The 17,049-nt window shown below is 51.5% G+C and carries 13 protein-coding genes, 6 tRNA genes and 3 rRNA genes; 18 read left to right on the top strand and 4 right to left on the bottom strand.

Annotated elements, in window-relative coordinates; translation table 11 throughout:
- The first annotated feature begins 20 nt into the window (after positions 1-20).
- The 14 genes from QRD89_RS02160 to tsaD all read left to right on the top strand — a co-directional run bounded on the left by QRD89_RS02160 (position 21) and on the right by tsaD (position 9,324).
- A tRNA-Arg gene (locus QRD89_RS02160) sits at positions 21-97 on the top strand.
- Between the two features lie 6 nt (positions 98-103).
- Positions 104-180: transfer RNA gene (locus QRD89_RS02165), tRNA-Pro, on the top strand.
- Between the two features lie 23 nt (positions 181-203).
- Positions 204-277, top strand: a tRNA-Gly gene (locus QRD89_RS02170).
- 18 nt (positions 278-295) lie between these two features.
- Positions 296-372, top strand: a tRNA-Ile gene (locus QRD89_RS02175).
- A 122-nt stretch (positions 373-494) separates the two neighbouring features.
- Positions 495-2,058: ribosomal RNA gene (locus QRD89_RS02180) — 16S ribosomal RNA — on the top strand.
- 182 nt (positions 2,059-2,240) lie between these two features.
- Positions 2,241-5,159: ribosomal RNA gene (locus QRD89_RS02185) — 23S ribosomal RNA — on the top strand.
- 86 nt (positions 5,160-5,245) lie between these two features.
- Positions 5,246-5,359, top strand: a 5S ribosomal RNA gene (gene rrf, locus QRD89_RS02190).
- The 16S, 23S and 5S rRNA genes sit together here with 6 tRNA genes alongside, the layout of an rRNA operon.
- Positions 5,360-5,400: 41 nt before the next feature.
- Positions 5,401-5,477, top strand: a tRNA-Met gene (locus QRD89_RS02195).
- Between the two features lie 47 nt (positions 5,478-5,524).
- Positions 5,525-5,601: transfer RNA gene (locus QRD89_RS02200), tRNA-Asp, on the top strand.
- Between the two features lie 126 nt (positions 5,602-5,727).
- On the top strand, positions 5,728-6,708 hold the full coding sequence (gene thiL, locus QRD89_RS02205; protein WP_286096202.1) for a thiamine-phosphate kinase: 981 nt from the start codon (positions 5,728-5,730) through the stop codon (positions 6,706-6,708).
- Positions 6,709-6,712: 4 nt separating this feature from the next.
- Positions 6,713-7,168 carry a tRNA (adenosine(37)-N6)-threonylcarbamoyltransferase complex ATPase subunit type 1 TsaE gene (tsaE, locus tag QRD89_RS02210; RefSeq protein ID WP_286096203.1) on the top strand — a complete coding sequence of 152 codons (456 nt, stop codon included), beginning with the start codon at positions 6,713-6,715 and terminating at the stop codon, positions 7,166-7,168.
- Positions 7,165-7,851, top strand: coding sequence for a tRNA (adenosine(37)-N6)-threonylcarbamoyltransferase complex dimerization subunit type 1 TsaB (gene tsaB / locus QRD89_RS02215; RefSeq protein WP_286096204.1), 687 nt, complete (start codon positions 7,165-7,167; stop codon positions 7,849-7,851). Before tsaE ends, tsaB begins: the two co-directional genes overlap by 4 nt.
- Before the next feature lies 1 nt (position 7,852).
- Complete coding sequence (rimI, locus tag QRD89_RS02220) at positions 7,853-8,296, top strand: ribosomal protein S18-alanine N-acetyltransferase (RefSeq protein ID WP_008637819.1); 444 nt, start codon at positions 7,853-7,855, stop codon at positions 8,294-8,296.
- On the top strand, positions 8,293-9,324 hold the full coding sequence (gene tsaD / locus QRD89_RS02225; protein ID WP_286096205.1) for a tRNA (adenosine(37)-N6)-threonylcarbamoyltransferase complex transferase subunit TsaD: 1,032 nt from the start codon (positions 8,293-8,295) through the stop codon (positions 9,322-9,324). The genes rimI and tsaD overlap by 4 nt, the downstream gene beginning before the upstream one ends.
- Positions 9,325-9,594: 270 nt before the next feature.
- Here the strand turns inward: tsaD and QRD89_RS02230 are convergent, their stop codons facing one another.
- A complete protein-coding gene (locus QRD89_RS02230; RefSeq protein WP_062515690.1) occupies positions 9,595-11,532 on the bottom strand; it encodes an ABC-F family ATP-binding cassette domain-containing protein in 1,938 nt (645 codons plus the stop codon).
- A gap of 167 nt (positions 11,533-11,699) precedes the next feature.
- On the opposite strand from QRD89_RS02230, the gene moaC reads away from it, so the two are divergent.
- The gene (moaC, locus tag QRD89_RS02235; RefSeq protein WP_286096206.1) at positions 11,700-12,185 is read left to right on the top strand and encodes a cyclic pyranopterin monophosphate synthase MoaC; all 486 of its coding nucleotides are present in this window, start codon (positions 11,700-11,702) and stop codon (positions 12,183-12,185) included.
- 18 nt (positions 12,186-12,203) lie between these two features.
- Positions 12,204-12,854 carry a redox-sensing transcriptional repressor Rex gene (locus tag QRD89_RS02240; protein WP_008637814.1) on the top strand — a complete coding sequence of 217 codons (651 nt, stop codon included), beginning with the start codon at positions 12,204-12,206 and terminating at the stop codon, positions 12,852-12,854.
- A 39-nt stretch (positions 12,855-12,893) separates the two neighbouring features.
- Here QRD89_RS02240 and QRD89_RS02245 read toward each other — a convergent pair whose 3' ends face one another.
- The gene (locus QRD89_RS02245) at positions 12,894-13,715 is read right to left on the bottom strand and encodes an SDR family oxidoreductase (RefSeq protein ID WP_008637812.1); all 822 of its coding nucleotides are present in this window, start codon (positions 13,713-13,715) and stop codon (positions 12,894-12,896) included.
- A gap of 185 nt (positions 13,716-13,900) precedes the next feature.
- Here QRD89_RS02245 and QRD89_RS02250 point away from each other — a divergent pair, with 185 nt between their 5' ends.
- Positions 13,901-15,304: an MDR family MFS transporter gene (locus QRD89_RS02250; RefSeq protein ID WP_286096207.1), complete on the top strand. Its 1,404-nt coding sequence runs from the start codon at positions 13,901-13,903 to the stop codon at positions 15,302-15,304.
- Between the two features lie 241 nt (positions 15,305-15,545).
- On the opposite strand, the gene QRD89_RS02255 is transcribed toward QRD89_RS02250, so the two are convergent.
- Positions 15,546-15,752 (bottom strand): YdiK family protein, encoded by a 207-nt coding sequence (locus tag QRD89_RS02255; protein ID WP_026578833.1) that lies wholly within the window; start codon positions 15,750-15,752, stop codon positions 15,546-15,548.
- A gap of 2 nt (positions 15,753-15,754) precedes the next feature.
- Entirely contained in the window at positions 15,755-16,465 is a 711-nt protein-coding gene (locus QRD89_RS02260; protein WP_008637807.1) for a CPBP family intramembrane glutamic endopeptidase, read from the bottom strand.
- Between the two features lie 285 nt (positions 16,466-16,750).
- On the opposite strand from QRD89_RS02260, the gene groES reads away from it, so the two are divergent.
- Complete coding sequence (groES, locus tag QRD89_RS02265; protein ID WP_008637806.1) at positions 16,751-17,035, top strand: co-chaperone GroES; 285 nt, start codon at positions 16,751-16,753, stop codon at positions 17,033-17,035.
- Positions 17,036-17,049 lie beyond the last annotated feature (14 nt).

A 17,049-nucleotide genomic window follows, 5' to 3' on the forward strand; every position in this document is an offset into this window, starting at 1 on the left:
GTCGCTTCATTTTAATACATGCGCCCGTAGCTCAATTGGATAGAGCGTCTGACTACGGATCAGAAGGTTAGGGGTTCGACTCCTCTCGGGCGCGCCATTTTAACGGGAAGTAGCTCAGCTTGGTAGAGCACTTGGTTTGGGACCAAGGGGTCGCAGGTTCGAATCCTGTCTTCCCGACCATCGAAAGTTTGAAAATGTAATATGCGGGTGTAGTTTAGTGGTAAAACCTCAGCCTTCCAAGCTGATGATGAGGGTTCGATTCCCTTCACCCGCTCCATTAATTTTACTACCATTGGGGCCTGTAGCTCAGCTGGTTAGAGCGCACGCCTGATAAGCGTGAGGTCGGTGGTTCAAGTCCACTCAGGCCCACCATTGAATGTATAATCGATCTTTGAAAACTGAACGAACCAACCAGTACGTCAAACATTCTTTCTATTATATAGAGAGAATTCAAACAAGCACATTCGGTGTGCAAAATGAGCAAGTCAAACACTTTTATGGAGAGTTTGATCCTGGCTCAGGACGAACGCTGGCGGCGTGCCTAATACATGCAAGTCGAGCGCGGGAAGCGAGCTGATCCCTTCGGGGTGACGCTCGTGGAACGAGCGGCGGACGGGTGAGTAACACGTGGGCAACCTGCCTGTAAGATCGGGATAACTCCGGGAAACCGGGGCTAATACCGGGTAATACTTTCTTTCGCATGAAGGAAAGTTGAAAGATGGCTTCTCGCTATCACTTACAGATGGGCCCGCGGCGCATTAGCTAGTTGGTGAGGTAACGGCTCACCAAGGCGACGATGCGTAGCCGACCTGAGAGGGTGATCGGCCACACTGGGACTGAGACACGGCCCAGACTCCTACGGGAGGCAGCAGTAGGGAATCTTCCGCAATGGACGAAAGTCTGACGGAGCAACGCCGCGTGAACGATGAAGGTCTTCGGATCGTAAAGTTCTGTTGTTAGGGAAGAACAAGTACCGTGCGAATAGAGCGGTACCTTGACGGTACCTAACGAGGAAGCCCCGGCTAACTACGTGCCAGCAGCCGCGGTAATACGTAGGGGGCAAGCGTTGTCCGGAATTATTGGGCGTAAAGCGCGCGCAGGCGGTTCCTTAAGTCTGATGTGAAAGCCCACGGCTCAACCGTGGAGGGTCATTGGAAACTGGGGAACTTGAGGACAGAAGAGGAGAGTGGAATTCCACGTGTAGCGGTGAAATGCGTAGATATGTGGAGGAACACCAGTGGCGAAGGCGACTCTCTGGTCTGTTTCTGACGCTGAGGTGCGAAAGCGTGGGTAGCAAACAGGATTAGATACCCTGGTAGTCCACGCCGTAAACGATGAGTGCTAGGTGTTAGGGGGCTTCCACCCCTTAGTGCTGAAGTTAACGCATTAAGCACTCCGCCTGGGGAGTACGGCCGCAAGGCTGAAACTCAAAGGAATTGACGGGGGCCCGCACAAGCGGTGGAGCATGTGGTTTAATTCGAAGCAACGCGAAGAACCTTACCAGGTCTTGACATCCTTGGACCTCCCTAGAGATAGGGATTTCCCTTCGGGGACCAAGTGACAGGTGGTGCATGGTTGTCGTCAGCTCGTGTCGTGAGATGTTGGGTTAAGTCCCGCAACGAGCGCAACCCCTGATCTTAGTTGCCAGCATTCAGTTGGGCACTCTAAGGTGACTGCCGGTGACAAACCGGAGGAAGGCGGGGATGACGTCAAATCATCATGCCCCTTATGACCTGGGCTACACACGTGCTACAATGGATGGTACAAAGGGCAGCGAAGCCGCGAGGTGTAGCAAATCCCATAAAACCATTCTCAGTTCGGATTGCAGGCTGCAACTCGCCTGCATGAAGCCGGAATCGCTAGTAATCGCGGATCAGCATGCCGCGGTGAATACGTTCCCGGGCCTTGTACACACCGCCCGTCACACCACGAGAGTTGGTAACACCCGAAGTCGGTGAGGTAACCTTTTGGAGCCAGCCGCCGAAGGTGGGACCAATGATTGGGGTGAAGTCGTAACAAGGTAGCCGTATCGGAAGGTGCGGCTGGATCACCTCCTTTCTAAGGATTTAGAACGGAAGCGTACTTGGTTGGTTGTTCAGTTTTGAGAGATCGAAAGATTTCTCTGAACTACGTGAACCTTGAAAACTGGATAAGGAATCATCGTATCATCTAACGATGAAACGATTGATGACAAGACATCAAACATCGAAAGTTTTAAACAAACGTCTTTTCACGACGATAGTTAAGTGAATAAGGGCGCACGGTGGATGCCTTGGTACTAGGAGCCGATGAAGGACGGGACTAACACCGATATGCTCCGGCGAGCCGTAAGTAGGCTTTGACCCGGAGATTTCCGAATGGGGAAACCCACTGTTCGTAATGGAGCAGGATCTTATGCTGAATACATAGGTATAAGAAGGCAGACCCGGGGAACTGAAACATCTAAGTACCCGGAGGAAGAGAAAGCAAATGCGATTTCCCAAGTAGCGGCGAGCGAAACGGAATCAGCCCAAACCAAGAGGCTTGCCTCTTGGGGTTGTAGGACACTCCTTTGGAGTTACCAAGGAGGAAGGTAGATGAATCGATCTGGAACGATCAGCCAGAGCAGGTAACAGCCCTGTAGTCGAAACCTTTCTCCCTCCGGAGTGTATCCTGAGTACGGCGGAACACGTGAAATTCCGTCGGAATCCGGGAGGACCATCTCCCAAGGCTAAATACTCCCTAGTGACCGATAGTGAACCAGTACCGTGAGGGAAAGGTGAAAAGCACCCCGGAAGGGGAGTGAAAGAGATCCTGAAACCGTGTGCCTACAAGTAGTCAGAGCCCGTTAATGGGTGATGGCGTGCCTTTTGTAGAATGAACCGGCGAGTTACGACCGTATGCAAGGTTAAGCAGCAGAAGCGGAGCCGCAGCGAAAGCGAGTCTGAATAGGGCGAGTGAGTATGCGGTCGTAGACCCGAAACCGTGTGATCTACCCATGTCCAGGGTGAAGGTCAGGTAACACTGACTGGAGGCCCGAACCCACGCAAGTTGAAAATTGCGGGGATGAGGTGTGGGTAGGGGTGAAATGCCAATCGAACACGGAGATAGCTGGTTCTCTCCGAAATAGCTTTAGGGCTAGCCTCAGAATAGAAAGTCATGGAGGTAGAGCACTGATTGGACGAGGGGCCCCTATCGGGTTACCGAATTCAGTCAAACTCCGAATGCCATAGACTTTGTTCTGGGAGTCAGACTGTGGGTGATAAGGTTCATAGTCGAGAGGGAAACAGCCCAGACCGCCAGCTAAGGTCCCAAAGTGTGTGTTAAGTGGAAAAGGATGTGGAGTTGCTTAGACAACCAGGATGTTGGCTTAGAAGCAGCCATCATTTAAAGAGTGCGTAATAGCTCACTGGTCGAGTGACTCTGCGCCGAAAATGTACCGGGGCTAAACACACCACCGAAGCTGCGGATTGATCGTAGGATCAATGGTAGGAGAGCGTTCTAAGGGCCGTGAAGTCAGACCGTAAGGACTGGTGGAGCGCTTAGAAGTGAGAATGCCGGTATGAGTAGCGAAAAAAGAGTGAGAATCTCTTTCACCGAATGCCTAAGGTTTCCTGAGGAAGGCTCGTCCTCTCAGGGTTAGTCGGGACCTAAGCCGAGGCCGAAAGGCGTAGGCGATGGACAACAGGTTGATATTCCTGTACCACCTCCTTTCCGTTTGAACGACGGGGGGACGCAGGAGGATAAGGAGAGCGTGCCATTGGATGTGCACGTCCAAGCAGTGAGACGGTCGGATAGGCAAATCCGTCCGGCATAACGTCAAGCTGTGATGGGGAGGGAACTATAGTACCGAAGCTCCTGAGTTCACACTGCCAAGAAAATCCTCTAGTGAGGAAAGAGGTGCCCGTACCGCAAACCGACACAGGTAGGCGAGGAGAGGATCCTAAGGTGAGCGGGAGAACTCTCGTTAAGGAACTCGGCAAAATGACCCCGTAACTTCGGGAGAAGGGGTGCTCCTCTGCCGAGGAGCCGCAGTGAAAAGGCCCAAGCGACTGTTTACCAAAAACACAGGTCTCTGCGAAGCCGTAAGGCGAAGTATAGGGGCTGACACCTGCCCGGTGCTGGAAGGTTAAGGGGATGCGTTAGCGTAAGCGAAGCGTTGAACCGAAGCCCCAGTAAACGGCGGCCGTAACTATAACGGTCCTAAGGTAGCGAAATTCCTTGTCGGGTAAGTTCCGACCCGCACGAAAGGTGCAACGACTTGGGCACTGTCTCAACGAGAGACCCGGTGAAATTATACTATGTGTGAAGATGCACATTACCCGCGACAGGACGGAAAGACCCCGTGGAGCTTTACTGTAGCCTGATATTGAATGTTGGTACAGCTTGTACAGGATAGGTAGGAGCCTTGGAAGCCGGAGCGCTAGCTTCGGTGGAGGCGCTGGTGGGATACTACCCTGGCTGTACGGACATTCTAACCCAGGACCGTGATCCGGTCCGGAGACAGTGTCAGGTGGGCAGTTTGACTGGGGCGGTCGCCTCCCAAAGAGTAACGGAGGCGCCCAAAGGTTCCCTCAGAATGGTTGGAAATCATTCGCAGAGTGTAAAGGCACAAGGGAGCTTGACTGCGAGACCTACAAGTCGAGCAGGGACGAAAGTCGGGCTTAGTGATCCGGCGGTACCGCATGGAAGGGCCGTCGCTCAACGGATAAAAGCTACCCCGGGGATAACAGGCTTATCTCCCCCAAGAGTCCACATCGACGGGGAGGTTTGGCACCTCGATGTCGGCTCATCGCATCCTGGGGCTGTAGTCGGTCCCAAGGGTTGGGCTGTTCGCCCATTAAAGCGGTACGCGAGCTGGGTTCAGAACGTCGTGAGACAGTTCGGTCCCTATCCGTCGTGGGCGTTGGAAATTTGAAAGGAGCTGTCCTTAGTACGAGAGGACCGGGATGGACACACCGCTGGTGTACCAGTTGTTCCGCCAGGAGCATAGCTGGGTAGCTACGTGTGGTCGGGATAAGTGCTGAAAGCATCTAAGCATGAAGCCCCCCTTGAGATGAGATTTCCCTTTGCCTTCGAGCAAATAAGATCCCTCAGAGACGATGAGGTTGATAGGTCCGAGGTGGAAGCGTGGTGACACGTGGAGCTGACGGATACTAATGGATCGATGACTTATCTATCTGATCATAGATCGCGTGAAAAACGTTTCTTTCGATAAAGATGTTTCCTTATCCAGTTTTGAGGGTTCACCTCAAATGTATATTGATGTGGTGATGAAGGCGAAGAGGTCACACCTGTTCCCATGCCGAACACAGCAGTTAAGCTCTTCAGCGCCGATGGTAGTCGGGTAGATCCCCGTGAGAGTAGGACGTCGCCACATTGATTACAACCATTATAATGGGATATATATTCCCACAATATCGCGGGGTAGAGCAGTCTGGTAGCTCGTCGGGCTCATAACCCGGAGGCCGCAGGTTCAAATCCTGCCCCCGCAACCAATTTAAATCGATCACTGTGTCGATTTTACTTTAGTCTTTAAATGTTTGGTCCGGTAGTTCAGTTGGTTAGAATGCCTGCCTGTCACGCAGGAGGTCGCGGGTTCGAGTCCCGTCCGGACCGCCACTATTTAAAATTAAACTTCCAGCCTTAGGATGCTTTCCTAAGGCTTTTATTATGGAATTTTTTATATTAAGCGTCCTGTTGGTATAATAGAAGAAGAAAGACTTTTTTATTGAAAGGGACGTATGTATGGATGAGTTTTCGTTTATTCAATCAATTCAACCGAAGTTTTATCGGCAGTCTTCTCTGATTAAAGGAATTCAGGATGATGCGGCTGTTTTTCGCGCTCCCGCAAGTGATATCGTCACAGCGGTGGATACGATGGTGGAGGGGGTCCATTTCACGAAAGATACAATGGCTCCTTATCATGTCGGTCACCGGGTGTTGGCAGCCAATATAAGTGATTTGGCTGCAATGGGGAGTACGCCTGCTTATTATCTCGTTTCCATCACGATCCCTTCCCATTGGGAAGAGCAGGAGCTTCATGACCTGTATGCAGGCATGGATACTCTTGCTGCTGGTTATCATATGGATTTGATCGGCGGGGACACCGTTTCGGGACAGGAGCTTTCTGTGACGGTTACGGTAATCGGGATGGTCGATAAAAATAAAGCAAGGTACCGTTCTGTGGCTCAGCCTGCTGATGTTGTCTTCGTCACAGGTACGCTCGGAGATTCGCGCGGAGGACTCGAATGGCTCCTTAAAGAAGGGGAGAATCCGGACAAGGAGACGGCTTTTCTTGTGGAAAGACACCGGATGCCGTTACCCAGGGTTTCTTTCGCAGCAGGACTCTCCAATTTGAAACGAGTGGCGTTGAACGATATCAGTGACGGTATTGCCAACGAAGCCAATGAAATAGCAGAAGCAAGTGATGTCGATTTGATTATTGATGCGGACTATCTCCCGTATTCGGATGCATTGATGCATGTATATCCGGATCGATATAAAGAGTGGATGCTTTCCGGCGGGGAAGATTTTGAGCTGCTCGGAACCGTCCCGGAAAAGGATTGGGAACGCGTTCAGCAGACTGCGGAGCAGCTGAAACTTCGTATCACCCGGGTTGGAAGTGTTACTTCCAAACGTCAGGCGGAAGCTTCTGTCTATTTACAGGAACATGGACAAAGAAAACGGCTGGAAAAGTCCGGTTACACGCATTTGAGGAGTGAATGAACCTATGGCTATATATGAATGCAGCAGCTCTTCTGCAGAAGAGACGCAGCGCCTTGCAGAGCGGCTTGGAGAACGACTTGTACCTGGAGATCTGCTGACGCTGGAAGGAGATCTCGGCGCTGGAAAGACGACGTTTACGAAGGGACTGGGAAAAGGACTCGGTGTAACGAGGAATATAAACAGCCCGACGTTCACGATCATGAAGGAGTACCAGGGACGGATGCCTTTCTATCATATGGACGTTTATCGTTTGGAGGACAGCGAGGAAGACCTCGGCTTTGAAGAGTACTTTGAAGGCGAAGGCGTCACGGTCGTCGAATGGGCGCAGTTCATCCGGGAGTACCTGCCGGAGGAGCGTCTCGACATCACGATCCACTACAAAGACGAATCGACCCGTTCCATTAAACTCGATGCGAAATCGGAACATTTCGATGCGATATGTAAGGAGATTTTATTATGAATATACTTGCGATCGACACGTCCAATTATGTGATGGGGGTGGCCGTTCTGAAAGACGGCACCGTCGCTGGTGAATATGTTACGAATATGAAAAAAAACCATTCGATCCGCCTCATGCCTGCGATCGACCAGTTGATGGAGGAAACGGGTACGAAACCGGAAGAGCTGGACAGAATTGCTGTCGCACACGGACCCGGTTCTTACACAGGCGTGCGTATCGGTCTTACGACGGCGAAAACGATGGCATGGGCACTCGGCATTCCTGTAGTCGGCATTTCCAGTCTGGAGGCTGTTGCCCGTCAAGGCGCATTCTTTAATGGATATGTATGTCCTTTCTTTGATGCGCGCCGCGGTCTTGTGTACACAGGCCTTTACGATTCATCCATGACGGTCGTGATGGAGGAGACGAACATACTTATGGAAGACTGGCTGAACCAATTGAAAGAATTGGACCGTCCTGTTCTTTTCCTTAGTCAGGATATCGCCGTCCATGAAGAGAGGATTAAAGAGGTCCTCGGGGAAAAAGCGGTCATCCCGGCTGCTCCCTACCAATTTGCTCGTCCATCCATCCTTGCAGACGTCGCAGTGGACCGGGAACCTGGGGCGCTGCATGATCTAGTACCGAATTATCTGCGTCTGCCGGAGGCCGAAGTCAAATGGCTGGAACAGCAGGAGAAGCAGTGACATGGCAGCAATCAGACAGATGACGCCTGCGGATGTGGAAGGGGTCATGGAAGTAGAGAAGATTTCCTTCCCTGTCCCGTGGTCGGAGGAAACCTTTCAAAAGGAGATGGATGATAATCCGTACGCCCACTATTATGTCGTCGAAGAAGAGGGCAGGATTATCGGATATTGCGGTTTGTGGCTGATCATCGACGAGGCACACGTCACCAATATCGCCATCCATCCGGACTACCGGGGACAAAAGCACGGGGAGAACCTCTTCCGCCATACGTGCGAACAAGCGATTGAACATGGAGCGATTCAACTCTCCCTTGAAGTAAGGGTATCAAATACAGCCGCGCAGCATATGTACCGGAAGTTCGGACTGGTACCGGGTGGAATCCGCAAACGGTATTACTCCGACAACGGAGAAGATGCGTTAGTAATGTGGGTGGGATTAAAATGACGAAGGATCAATATATACTGGCAATTGAGACAAGCTGTGACGAAACAGCTGTCGCCATCGTAAAAAATGAAAGAGAACTGGTAGCAAACGTCGTGGCTTCTCAAATCGAGAGCCATAAGCGGTTCGGCGGGGTCGTTCCGGAAATCGCTTCAAGACACCATATCGAACAGATGACGATCACACTGGAAGAAGCGTTGGACGAGGCGGAGATGACGATCGATGACATGGATGCGATCGCCGTTACCGAAGGACCGGGATTGGTAGGAGCCCTTTTAGTAGGGGTGAATGCAGCAAAAGCCGTCGCCTTTGCGAAGCAGAAACCGCTCGTCGGCGTCCACCATATCGCCGGCCATATCTACGCCAACCGTTTGGAGAAAGAGTTCGAGTTCCCACTGTTCGCCCTGGTCGTTTCCGGAGGGCACACCGAGCTTGTCCTGATGAGAGAGCATGGCTCCTATGAAATCATCGGAGAAACGAGGGATGATGCCGCAGGGGAAGCCTATGATAAAGTGGCACGTACGTTGAAGCTGCCATACCCAGGCGGCCCTCAAATCGACCGGCTGGCACAAGAAGGAGAAGAGACGATCGACTTCCCACGTGCCTGGCTGGAAGAAGGCTCGTACGACTTCAGTTTCAGCGGTTTGAAATCTGCCGTCATCAACCGGCTTCATAAAGCGAAGCAGCGGGGAGAAGTACTGAAGGATGCCGATGTAGCGGCAAGCTTCCAGGCGAGCGTCGTCGATGTCTTATCGACGAAGGCGGCCCGCGCGGCTGAGGAATATGGCGTCAAGCAAATGATCGTCGCCGGAGGCGTGGCTGCAAACAGAGGGCTGCGTCAGGCGCTTCAGAAGAAGTTTGTGGATATCGATACAGAACTGCTCATTCCTCCACTGTCGCTGTGTACAGATAATGCAGCAATGATTGCAGCAGCAGGGGCAGTTGCCTTTAACCAAGGACATCGGTCCGAGTGGGATCTCAATGCGAACCCTGGGCTCGATTTAGAACAGTTCGGCGCAAGGAAAAAGTAAGAGGTGACAAAAGCTCTCCTTCACGGAGGGTTTTTGTTTTCTTATCCACATGTGTATAAGTATGCGTTTGGTTTCCAGGTTGTGGATATGTGTGATCTTAAAAGAAAGCGATACCATTTTTGTGGATAACGTAGGGTTTTATTGTGGATAATGTGCATAACCCTGTTGAAAACCGATAAATCAAATACACAGCTGTTAGTAACTTTGTTGATAATCTGTAGAGAAATAAGGACGAAAAAAGAGCACCCACCATCTGTGGATGCTCTCTTCTTATTCATCGTGCAGCGTTTCCCATTCTTCCATTAACTGCTCGAGAGCGGATTGCTTTTCGGCATTGTCCTGCGTGAGCTGAAGGGACTTCTCATGGTCCTGGTAGACTTCCGGATCACAGAGTAAGGCTTCATTCTCTTCCAGCTGCTGCTCGATCTGTTCAATCTCCGCTTCTATTTCAGCGATACGGCGGTTTCTCTTCCGCTCTTCCCGCTTCGCAGCTTTATCTTCCTGGAAGCTGTTCTTGGCCTGTGGCTCGTGCTTGGCGGGCTCTTTCAGGCGGCGCTCTTCGGCTTCCAGCTGCTCGAGTTCATATTCTTCCTGTTTCTTCTCCACATAGTAGTCGTAATCTCCGAGGAACAGTCTCGTTTCCTCCGGATTCATCTCGACGACCTGTGTCGCGATTTTGTTAATGAAGTATCTGTCGTGGGAGACGAACAGTAACGTTCCTGGATAGTCGACGAGTGCGGCTTCCAGCACCTCTTTACTGTCGAGGTCCAAGTGGTTGGTCGGCTCATCCAGAATCAAGAAGTTCGCTTCCTGCATCATCAGCTTGGCGAGGGAGAGCCGTGCCTTCTCTCCACCGCTCAAGGCAGAGACCGGCTTCAGGACATCTTCGCCTGAGAAAAGGAAGTTTCCGAGAATGGTCCGGATATCCCTCTCATTTTTCATCGGGTAATCGTCCCATAGCTCATTCAGAACGGTCTTCGTGGAATTCAACTTATTCTGTTCCTGATCGTAGTAACCGATCTGGACGTTCGTACCGATCAGCTTGTCTCCTTTGACGGCTTCCAAATCGCCGATGATCGTCTTAAGGAGGGTGGTCTTTCCGACCCCGTTCGGACCGACGAGGGCCACCGAATCGCCACGGTTCAGATCAAGGGAAACCTTGTCGAACAGGTTCGTATCGCTGTCCGGATAACGGAACGCATAGTCTCTCAGTTTGAGCACATCGTTTCCGCTGCGCTTCGCCACTTGGAAGCTGAACTTTGCGGATTGGTTATCGTCTTTCGGTTTTTCCAGCCGGTCCATTTTCTCCAGCTGTTTACGCCGGCTCTGGGCGCGCTTCGTCGTCGTCGCACGGACGATGTTCTTCTGGATGAAGTCCTCCATCCGTTTGATCTCTTCCTGCTGCTTCTCAAATCGCTTCATTTCCTGCTCGAAGTCGGCTTCTTTCTGTTTCAGGTAGTTACTGTAGTTGCCGTGATACTTCTTAGAGGATTGGAAGGCGATCTCGTAGACCGTGTTGACGATCTTATCGAGGAAGTAGCGGTCGTGGGAAACGATGACGACCGCACCCTGGTAGCCCTGCAGGTACCCTTCGAGCCAGGAGATCGTATCGATGTCCAGGTGGTTGGTCGGCTCATCGAGAATAAGCACGTCCGGCTTCTTCAACAGCAGCTTCCCGAGTGCCAGCCTCGTCTTCTGGCCGCCGCTTAAGGACGTGATCGGTGTATCCCAGTTGAAATGCTGGAAATTCAGCCCGTTCAGTACCGAGCGGATATCCGCTTCGTATTGGTATCCGCCTGCGTTCTTGAAGTATTCCTGCTTGCGGTCATAATCGGTCAATAACTGCTGGTAGCGTTCCTGATCCGAGATCAGGTCAGGGTCTGCCATGTTCGCTTCCATCGCGCGCAGCTCTTTCTCTAAGTCCTTCAGATGGAGGAAGACTTTCTCCATTTCATTCCAGATCGTCTCGTCGGACTGCAGGCCTGTGTTTTGAGCGAGATATCCGAGCGTCGTTTCCTTCGGCATGAAGATGTTTCCTTCATCATAGCTCATCTCGCCGGCCATCATCTTCAGCAGGGTCGACTTTCCTGCACCGTTTCTGCCGACAATGGCGATCCGGTCGTTCTTTTGTACTTCCAGTTTAATATTAGATAAAATCAATTCAGCGCCGAAACGCTTTTCCAATTGATTCAACTGCATGAGAATCATGTCGTTTCACCTCGATAAATCAAGTGTATATCATCGGTGAGCCTGCTAGCAACAGAAGCCCTCGCGAGATTGTGAAAACTTTAACGACTTCCCTGTGATTTTTTGTTAAAATGAAACTAGTGTTGCCGCCTGCGGCATGACCAATCACATAAAAGGGGTAGTTGGAGATGGCGGAATTCAGTCATTTTAATGAGCAGGGCCGGGCACGGATGGTCGATATATCAGAGAAAAACGATACGGTCCGGACGGCTGTTGCGAGAACGAGTGTGGAAGTGAAGAAAGAAATATACGAGAAAATTACCAACCAGACAATGGCCAAAGGGGACGTGCTCGCGGTCGCCCAAGTCGCCGGAATCATGGCAGCGAAGAAAACGTCGGATTGGATTCCGATGTGTCATCCGCTTTCCTTGAAGGGAATCGATGTATCCTTCGATTGGGAAACAGGGGAAACGAAAAAGCTGCTGATCGAGGTTTCCGTGAAGACGAAGGGAAGCACCGGGGTAGAAATGGAAGCGCTAACGGCCGCTTCTGCCACAGCATTGACGGTTTATGATATGTGTAAAGCAGTAGATAAAGGCATGGTCATCGGTCCGACTTACCTTGCAGAGAAAACCGGAGGGAAGAACGGAGATTACCGAAGAAATGACGAGTAAAGGAGCAGAGAGACGACAATGGATATAGAACAAGCGAAAATCCCTCAGGCGACAGCGAAGCGGCTTCCGTTATATTACCGTTTCCTGAACAACCTGCACAGCCAGGGGAAACTGCGGGTGTCATCGAAAGAATTGAGTGAGGCAGTTAAAGTCGATTCCGCAACCATCCGCCGTGATTTCTCCTATTTCGGAGCCCTCGGGAAGAAAGGTTATGGTTACAATGTCGAGTACCTGCTTTCCTTCTTTCGGAAGACGCTGGATCAGGACGAGACGACACGTGTCGCGCTGATTGGTGTCGGGAACCTGGGAACGGCTTTCCTTAATTACAATTTCACGAAGAACAATAATACAAAGATCGAGATTGCCTTCGATGCGAGTGAGAATCGGATCGGGAGTGAAGTCGGCGGGGTGGAGGTCCATCACATCGATGATCTGGAGAAGAAGATCGGCGATTTGAAGGTCGCGATTCTGACGGTTCCTGCCTCAGAGGCGCAGGCGATCACCGACCGTCTCGTCGAGGGCGGAATATCGGGTATCCTGAACTTCACGCCGGCTCGGATCAACGTGCCGTCTGATGTGAGGGTGCATCATATCGATCTTGCGATTGAGCTTCAAGCGCTCGTCTACTTTTTGAAGCATTATCCGTTGGATGGAAAAATAGAGGATTGAAAAAAAAGATGCCGGCTCCGGCATCTTTTTTTGTTATTCTTATTCGGTTTCTTCTTTCCATTTCTTATCGATCAGCATTTTACCCGGCCACGTGTAGGCCATGATGCCGCCGTCGACCGTGATGTCCTCTCCGGTTACATAGGAGCTGTCGTCACTGGCGAGGAAAAGGGCGACGGATGCGATTTCGTCCGGGCTTCCGAGTCGGCCGAGTGGAGTGATCCACTTGTTGGCATCGCGGAATTCCTGTCCTTCCTTATCTTCCTTCGAACCGGCAAGGCCGTCTACAAGCGGTGTCTCAATCGTACCGGGAGCGATGGAGTTGACGCGGATGCCGTCACGGGCGTAGTCGATCGCCATCGCACGGGTGAAGTTCGTGATTCCGCCTTTCGCCGCGTTATAGCCGGAGCGGTCGAGGTCGGCAGCTCTTCCGGACATGGAAGATGTGTTGATGATCGATCCGCCGTTATCCATCATTAATGGAAGCAGGTATTTGCTCGTCAGGAACGTTCCGCGCAGATCGACGGCGATGATCCGGTCGAAGAGATCGACCGGATATTCGTGCACTTTGCCGCCTTCTTCGTCGATCCCTGCGTTGTTGAACAGGACATCGATGTTGCCATATGTCTTCTTCAGGTAATCAGCAAATGCCGAAACGCTGTCCTCTTTCGATACGTCGAGCGTGTACGTCTCCGCCTCGCCGCCTTCGTTATGAATTTCATCCACCGTTTTCTTCACGGCATCGACATTGATGTCGGCACAGACCACCGTCGCGCCTTCCTTTGCGAATAATTTCACGGTTGCCGCTCCGATTCCTGTCGCAGAACCGGTCACGACAGCTACTTTGTTATCTAAACGTCCCATAAATGGTTCGCCTCCTTGTGTGATTCTTCTTTGTTATACCCACCTTGAAAAACGTTATAAACATAGGCGGGAGAAGGGAAGCGATTACAAAGAAAAAAAGATTCCGCTCTCGTAAATCGGTCGAGCGGCGATTAGAGTTGCAGGATGGTGGTATAGTAACTAGGTAATTAAGGAGGTAAGGTACGATGAAACGATTACCTAATAAGTGGCTCGTCGTCGTGTCTGTCCTGTTCGGAACCTTCACCGTCATTCTGAACAACAGCATGCTGAATCCGATTCTGCCACGTTTTATAGAAATATTCGATTCCAATGCCATCTCTGTTGGGTGGATTTTGACGATCTTCATGGTCGCGATGGGGATGACGATGCCGTTGACCGGCTACTTCGGCGACCGGTTCGGGAAGAAAAAGGTGTACCTGTCCGGGCTCTGTCTCTTCCTTGTCGGCTCACTGTGCGGCTTCTTCTCCTCGACGCTCTCGATGGTGATCGTCTCCCGGGCCATCCAGGGCATAGCCGGTGGTCTGATGCTGCCGATCGCCATGGCGCTCATCTTCCAGTCCTTTCCCCGGCACGAACGGGGCCTTGCTGTCGGCGTGTACGGCATCGCCGCTATGGTCGCCCCCGCAATCGGACCGACGATCGGCGGGTTTCTCATCCAATATGTCGACTGGCCGTGGCTCTTCGCCTTGAACATTCCGTTCGGCCTGACGGGACTCGTCCTCTCTTCGAAATACCTGGAGCGGACGGAAACCCATCCCGAAAAGAAATTCGACCTTGTCGGATTTCTTATTGTATCGCTCGGCATCGGCGGTCTGCTGTTTGCACTCGGAAGAGGGAGGACGCTGGATCACCTGCTGGACCCGATCAACATCGTCCTTATCGTCGTCGGACTCGCAGCCGTCGTGCTGTTCGTTTTCTACGAGAACCGACAGGACGATCCGCTGTTGAACCTGTCGGTGTTCCGGGTCCCGACTTATGCGGCATCGATTGTCGTTACATCCGCCGCCTCGATCGGGCTCTTCTCCGGGATCTTCCTGCTGCCACTGTTGATCCAGAACGTCTACGGCTGGAGTGAAGTGATGACGGGGCTCTTATTCCTGCCGGCAGCGGCTGCGAGCGGTGTATTCATGTCGATCGGAGGAAGAATCCTTGATAAAAAGGGGCCGCGCTATGTCGTCCCGCCGGGGCTTGCCATCATGGCGGCAGCGACGTTCGCCCTCGGTTTCCTTCACCTGTCGACCCCTTACTGGCTGATCCTGCTGTTGAATACAGTCCGGGGCGTCGGGATGGGGATGGGCAATATGCCGGCGACGACGTCCGGCATGAACAGTATCCCGGATCATCTCGTCGCGCAAGGGTCCGCGATGAACAACATCATCCGCCAGATGTCGTCCTCGATAGGCATCGTCTTTTTCTCTGTCTATTATGAAGTGCGGAGGGCGCAGATCCAGGCGGCTTCCGACATCGACCTCCAGGCCGCCACGCTGCAGACGCTGAATGAAGCCTTCCTCGTCTCCGGCGTCGTACTCGTCCTTGCCATCCCTTTCTCCTTTATACTAAAAGGAGCACAGGACGACTCGAAGGAATAGGTGGTTTTGAAGGGGAAAGAGCGGGCTCCGATCCTGCATATCTTCCTCTAAGGAAATGAAGATAAAGATAGCGGAGGGCAGGAACTGGTATTGTGGTGCTGTGTTTGACATAAAGGGCTCCGATGAGGAGGCTCACCGGCCGCCCCACGGAAAGCCTTTCCTTTCCCGGAGCCCGCTTCTCACGTCTGATGCCCACTATACAAGACATAAAAAAGCAGGAGCTCTGCAGCTCCTGCTTTTGTTATTCTTTCTTATTTTTTGCCTGCTGTATTTTCCTGTGAAGATTAAACAGCCGGATGGCGACGGCGATGTTGACGGTCGCGACCGACGCCAGGATGATGGTCATCGCATTCCACACGGTCTCACCGGCCGACTGGGCCGCAATATACGTGAAGGCGACGCCCATGGAAAGGTAGAGCATGGCCATGAACATTGGTGATGTTCTCATAATTATAAAAAGCCTCCAATAAAGATGGTCTCCAATTGTTCCTGCATCCTTCTGATGTCTTCCTCCGTGAGGAAGTACTGCGTGATGACAACGAACGAGTTCATCGCCATATGTGCCACGATTGGTGTAATAATTCGTTTTGTTTTGACATACAGGAAGGCGAATACGACTCCCATGGAGAAGTAGACTAGCATGTGGGTGAAATCAAAGTGAAAAGCACCGAAGATCAAGGACGATACGAGAACGGCTAAGAAAAAGTTCGTTCGTTTATAGATCGACCCGAAAATGATTTTACGGAAGAGGATTTCCTCCGTAATCGGTGCAAACACGACCGGAAGCAGGATGAACAGCGGTGACTGACGCGCAATCTCCATCAATCCCATCGTATTCTCGGACCCTGCCGGCACATCGAACAGCTGCGATTCGATCGTAGCTGCAATCGCCTGGGCGAACAACGCCAGGAATACACCCGCAATCGACCAAAGCACGACAGACCCGGCCGAAGAACGATCGCTTCTCGTCATTTCTTCCCGAAGATCAGGCTTCAGCAGAATCAAGATGATGATCGTCGCGATCGTGAAGCTGGCGACGGACCAGACGGCGACGGCATCATACCTTCCCATACCGAGAGCCACCAGAAGCGGTGCACCGGCAAGGGCGGATAACTGTGTAATAACATAAGTCAGAATGATATACCAATAACGGTTTGGCATAAATTCACGGCTCCTTTTATATAACAGTAAACGGGTCAAGACAACGTCCGCCCGTGAACCTCAATATCCATACTTTATGTATTTTATCACAGTTTCAAAACCTCACGTAAGAAATAAGGGTTATCGTACGAATATTGTCGAAAAAGAAGCAAAAAAATTGTGTAGTTCCTACTTGAAAAACGAAGGCAGATTTATTATTATAATAACTGTGTTAGCACTCACCAACATCGAGTGCTAATAAACGACAAAAAATTTGAAACAACCATATCAAGGAGGGTGTCCTAATTGTTAAAGCCACTTGGTGATCGTATTGTTATTGAACTAGTTGAGGAAGAACAAACTACTGCAAGCGGAATCGTACTTCCGGATTCAGCGAAAGAAAAGCCGCTCGAAGGTAAAGTCGTCGCTGTCGGTTCCGGCCGTGTGACAGAAAACGGAGAAAAAGTAGCGCTTGAAGTTGCAGAAGGCGACCGCGTCATCTACTCCAAGTTCGCAGGTACAGAAGTGAAATACGAAGGCAGCGAATTCTTGATTCTGCGCGAATCAGATGTACTGGCTGTCATCCAGTAGTCACTTTCTTTCTA

This window comes from Halobacillus sp. ACCC02827 (assembly GCF_030291935.1).
In the GTDB taxonomy this organism is placed as follows: Bacteria; Bacillota; Bacilli; order Bacillales; family Halobacillaceae; genus Halobacillus.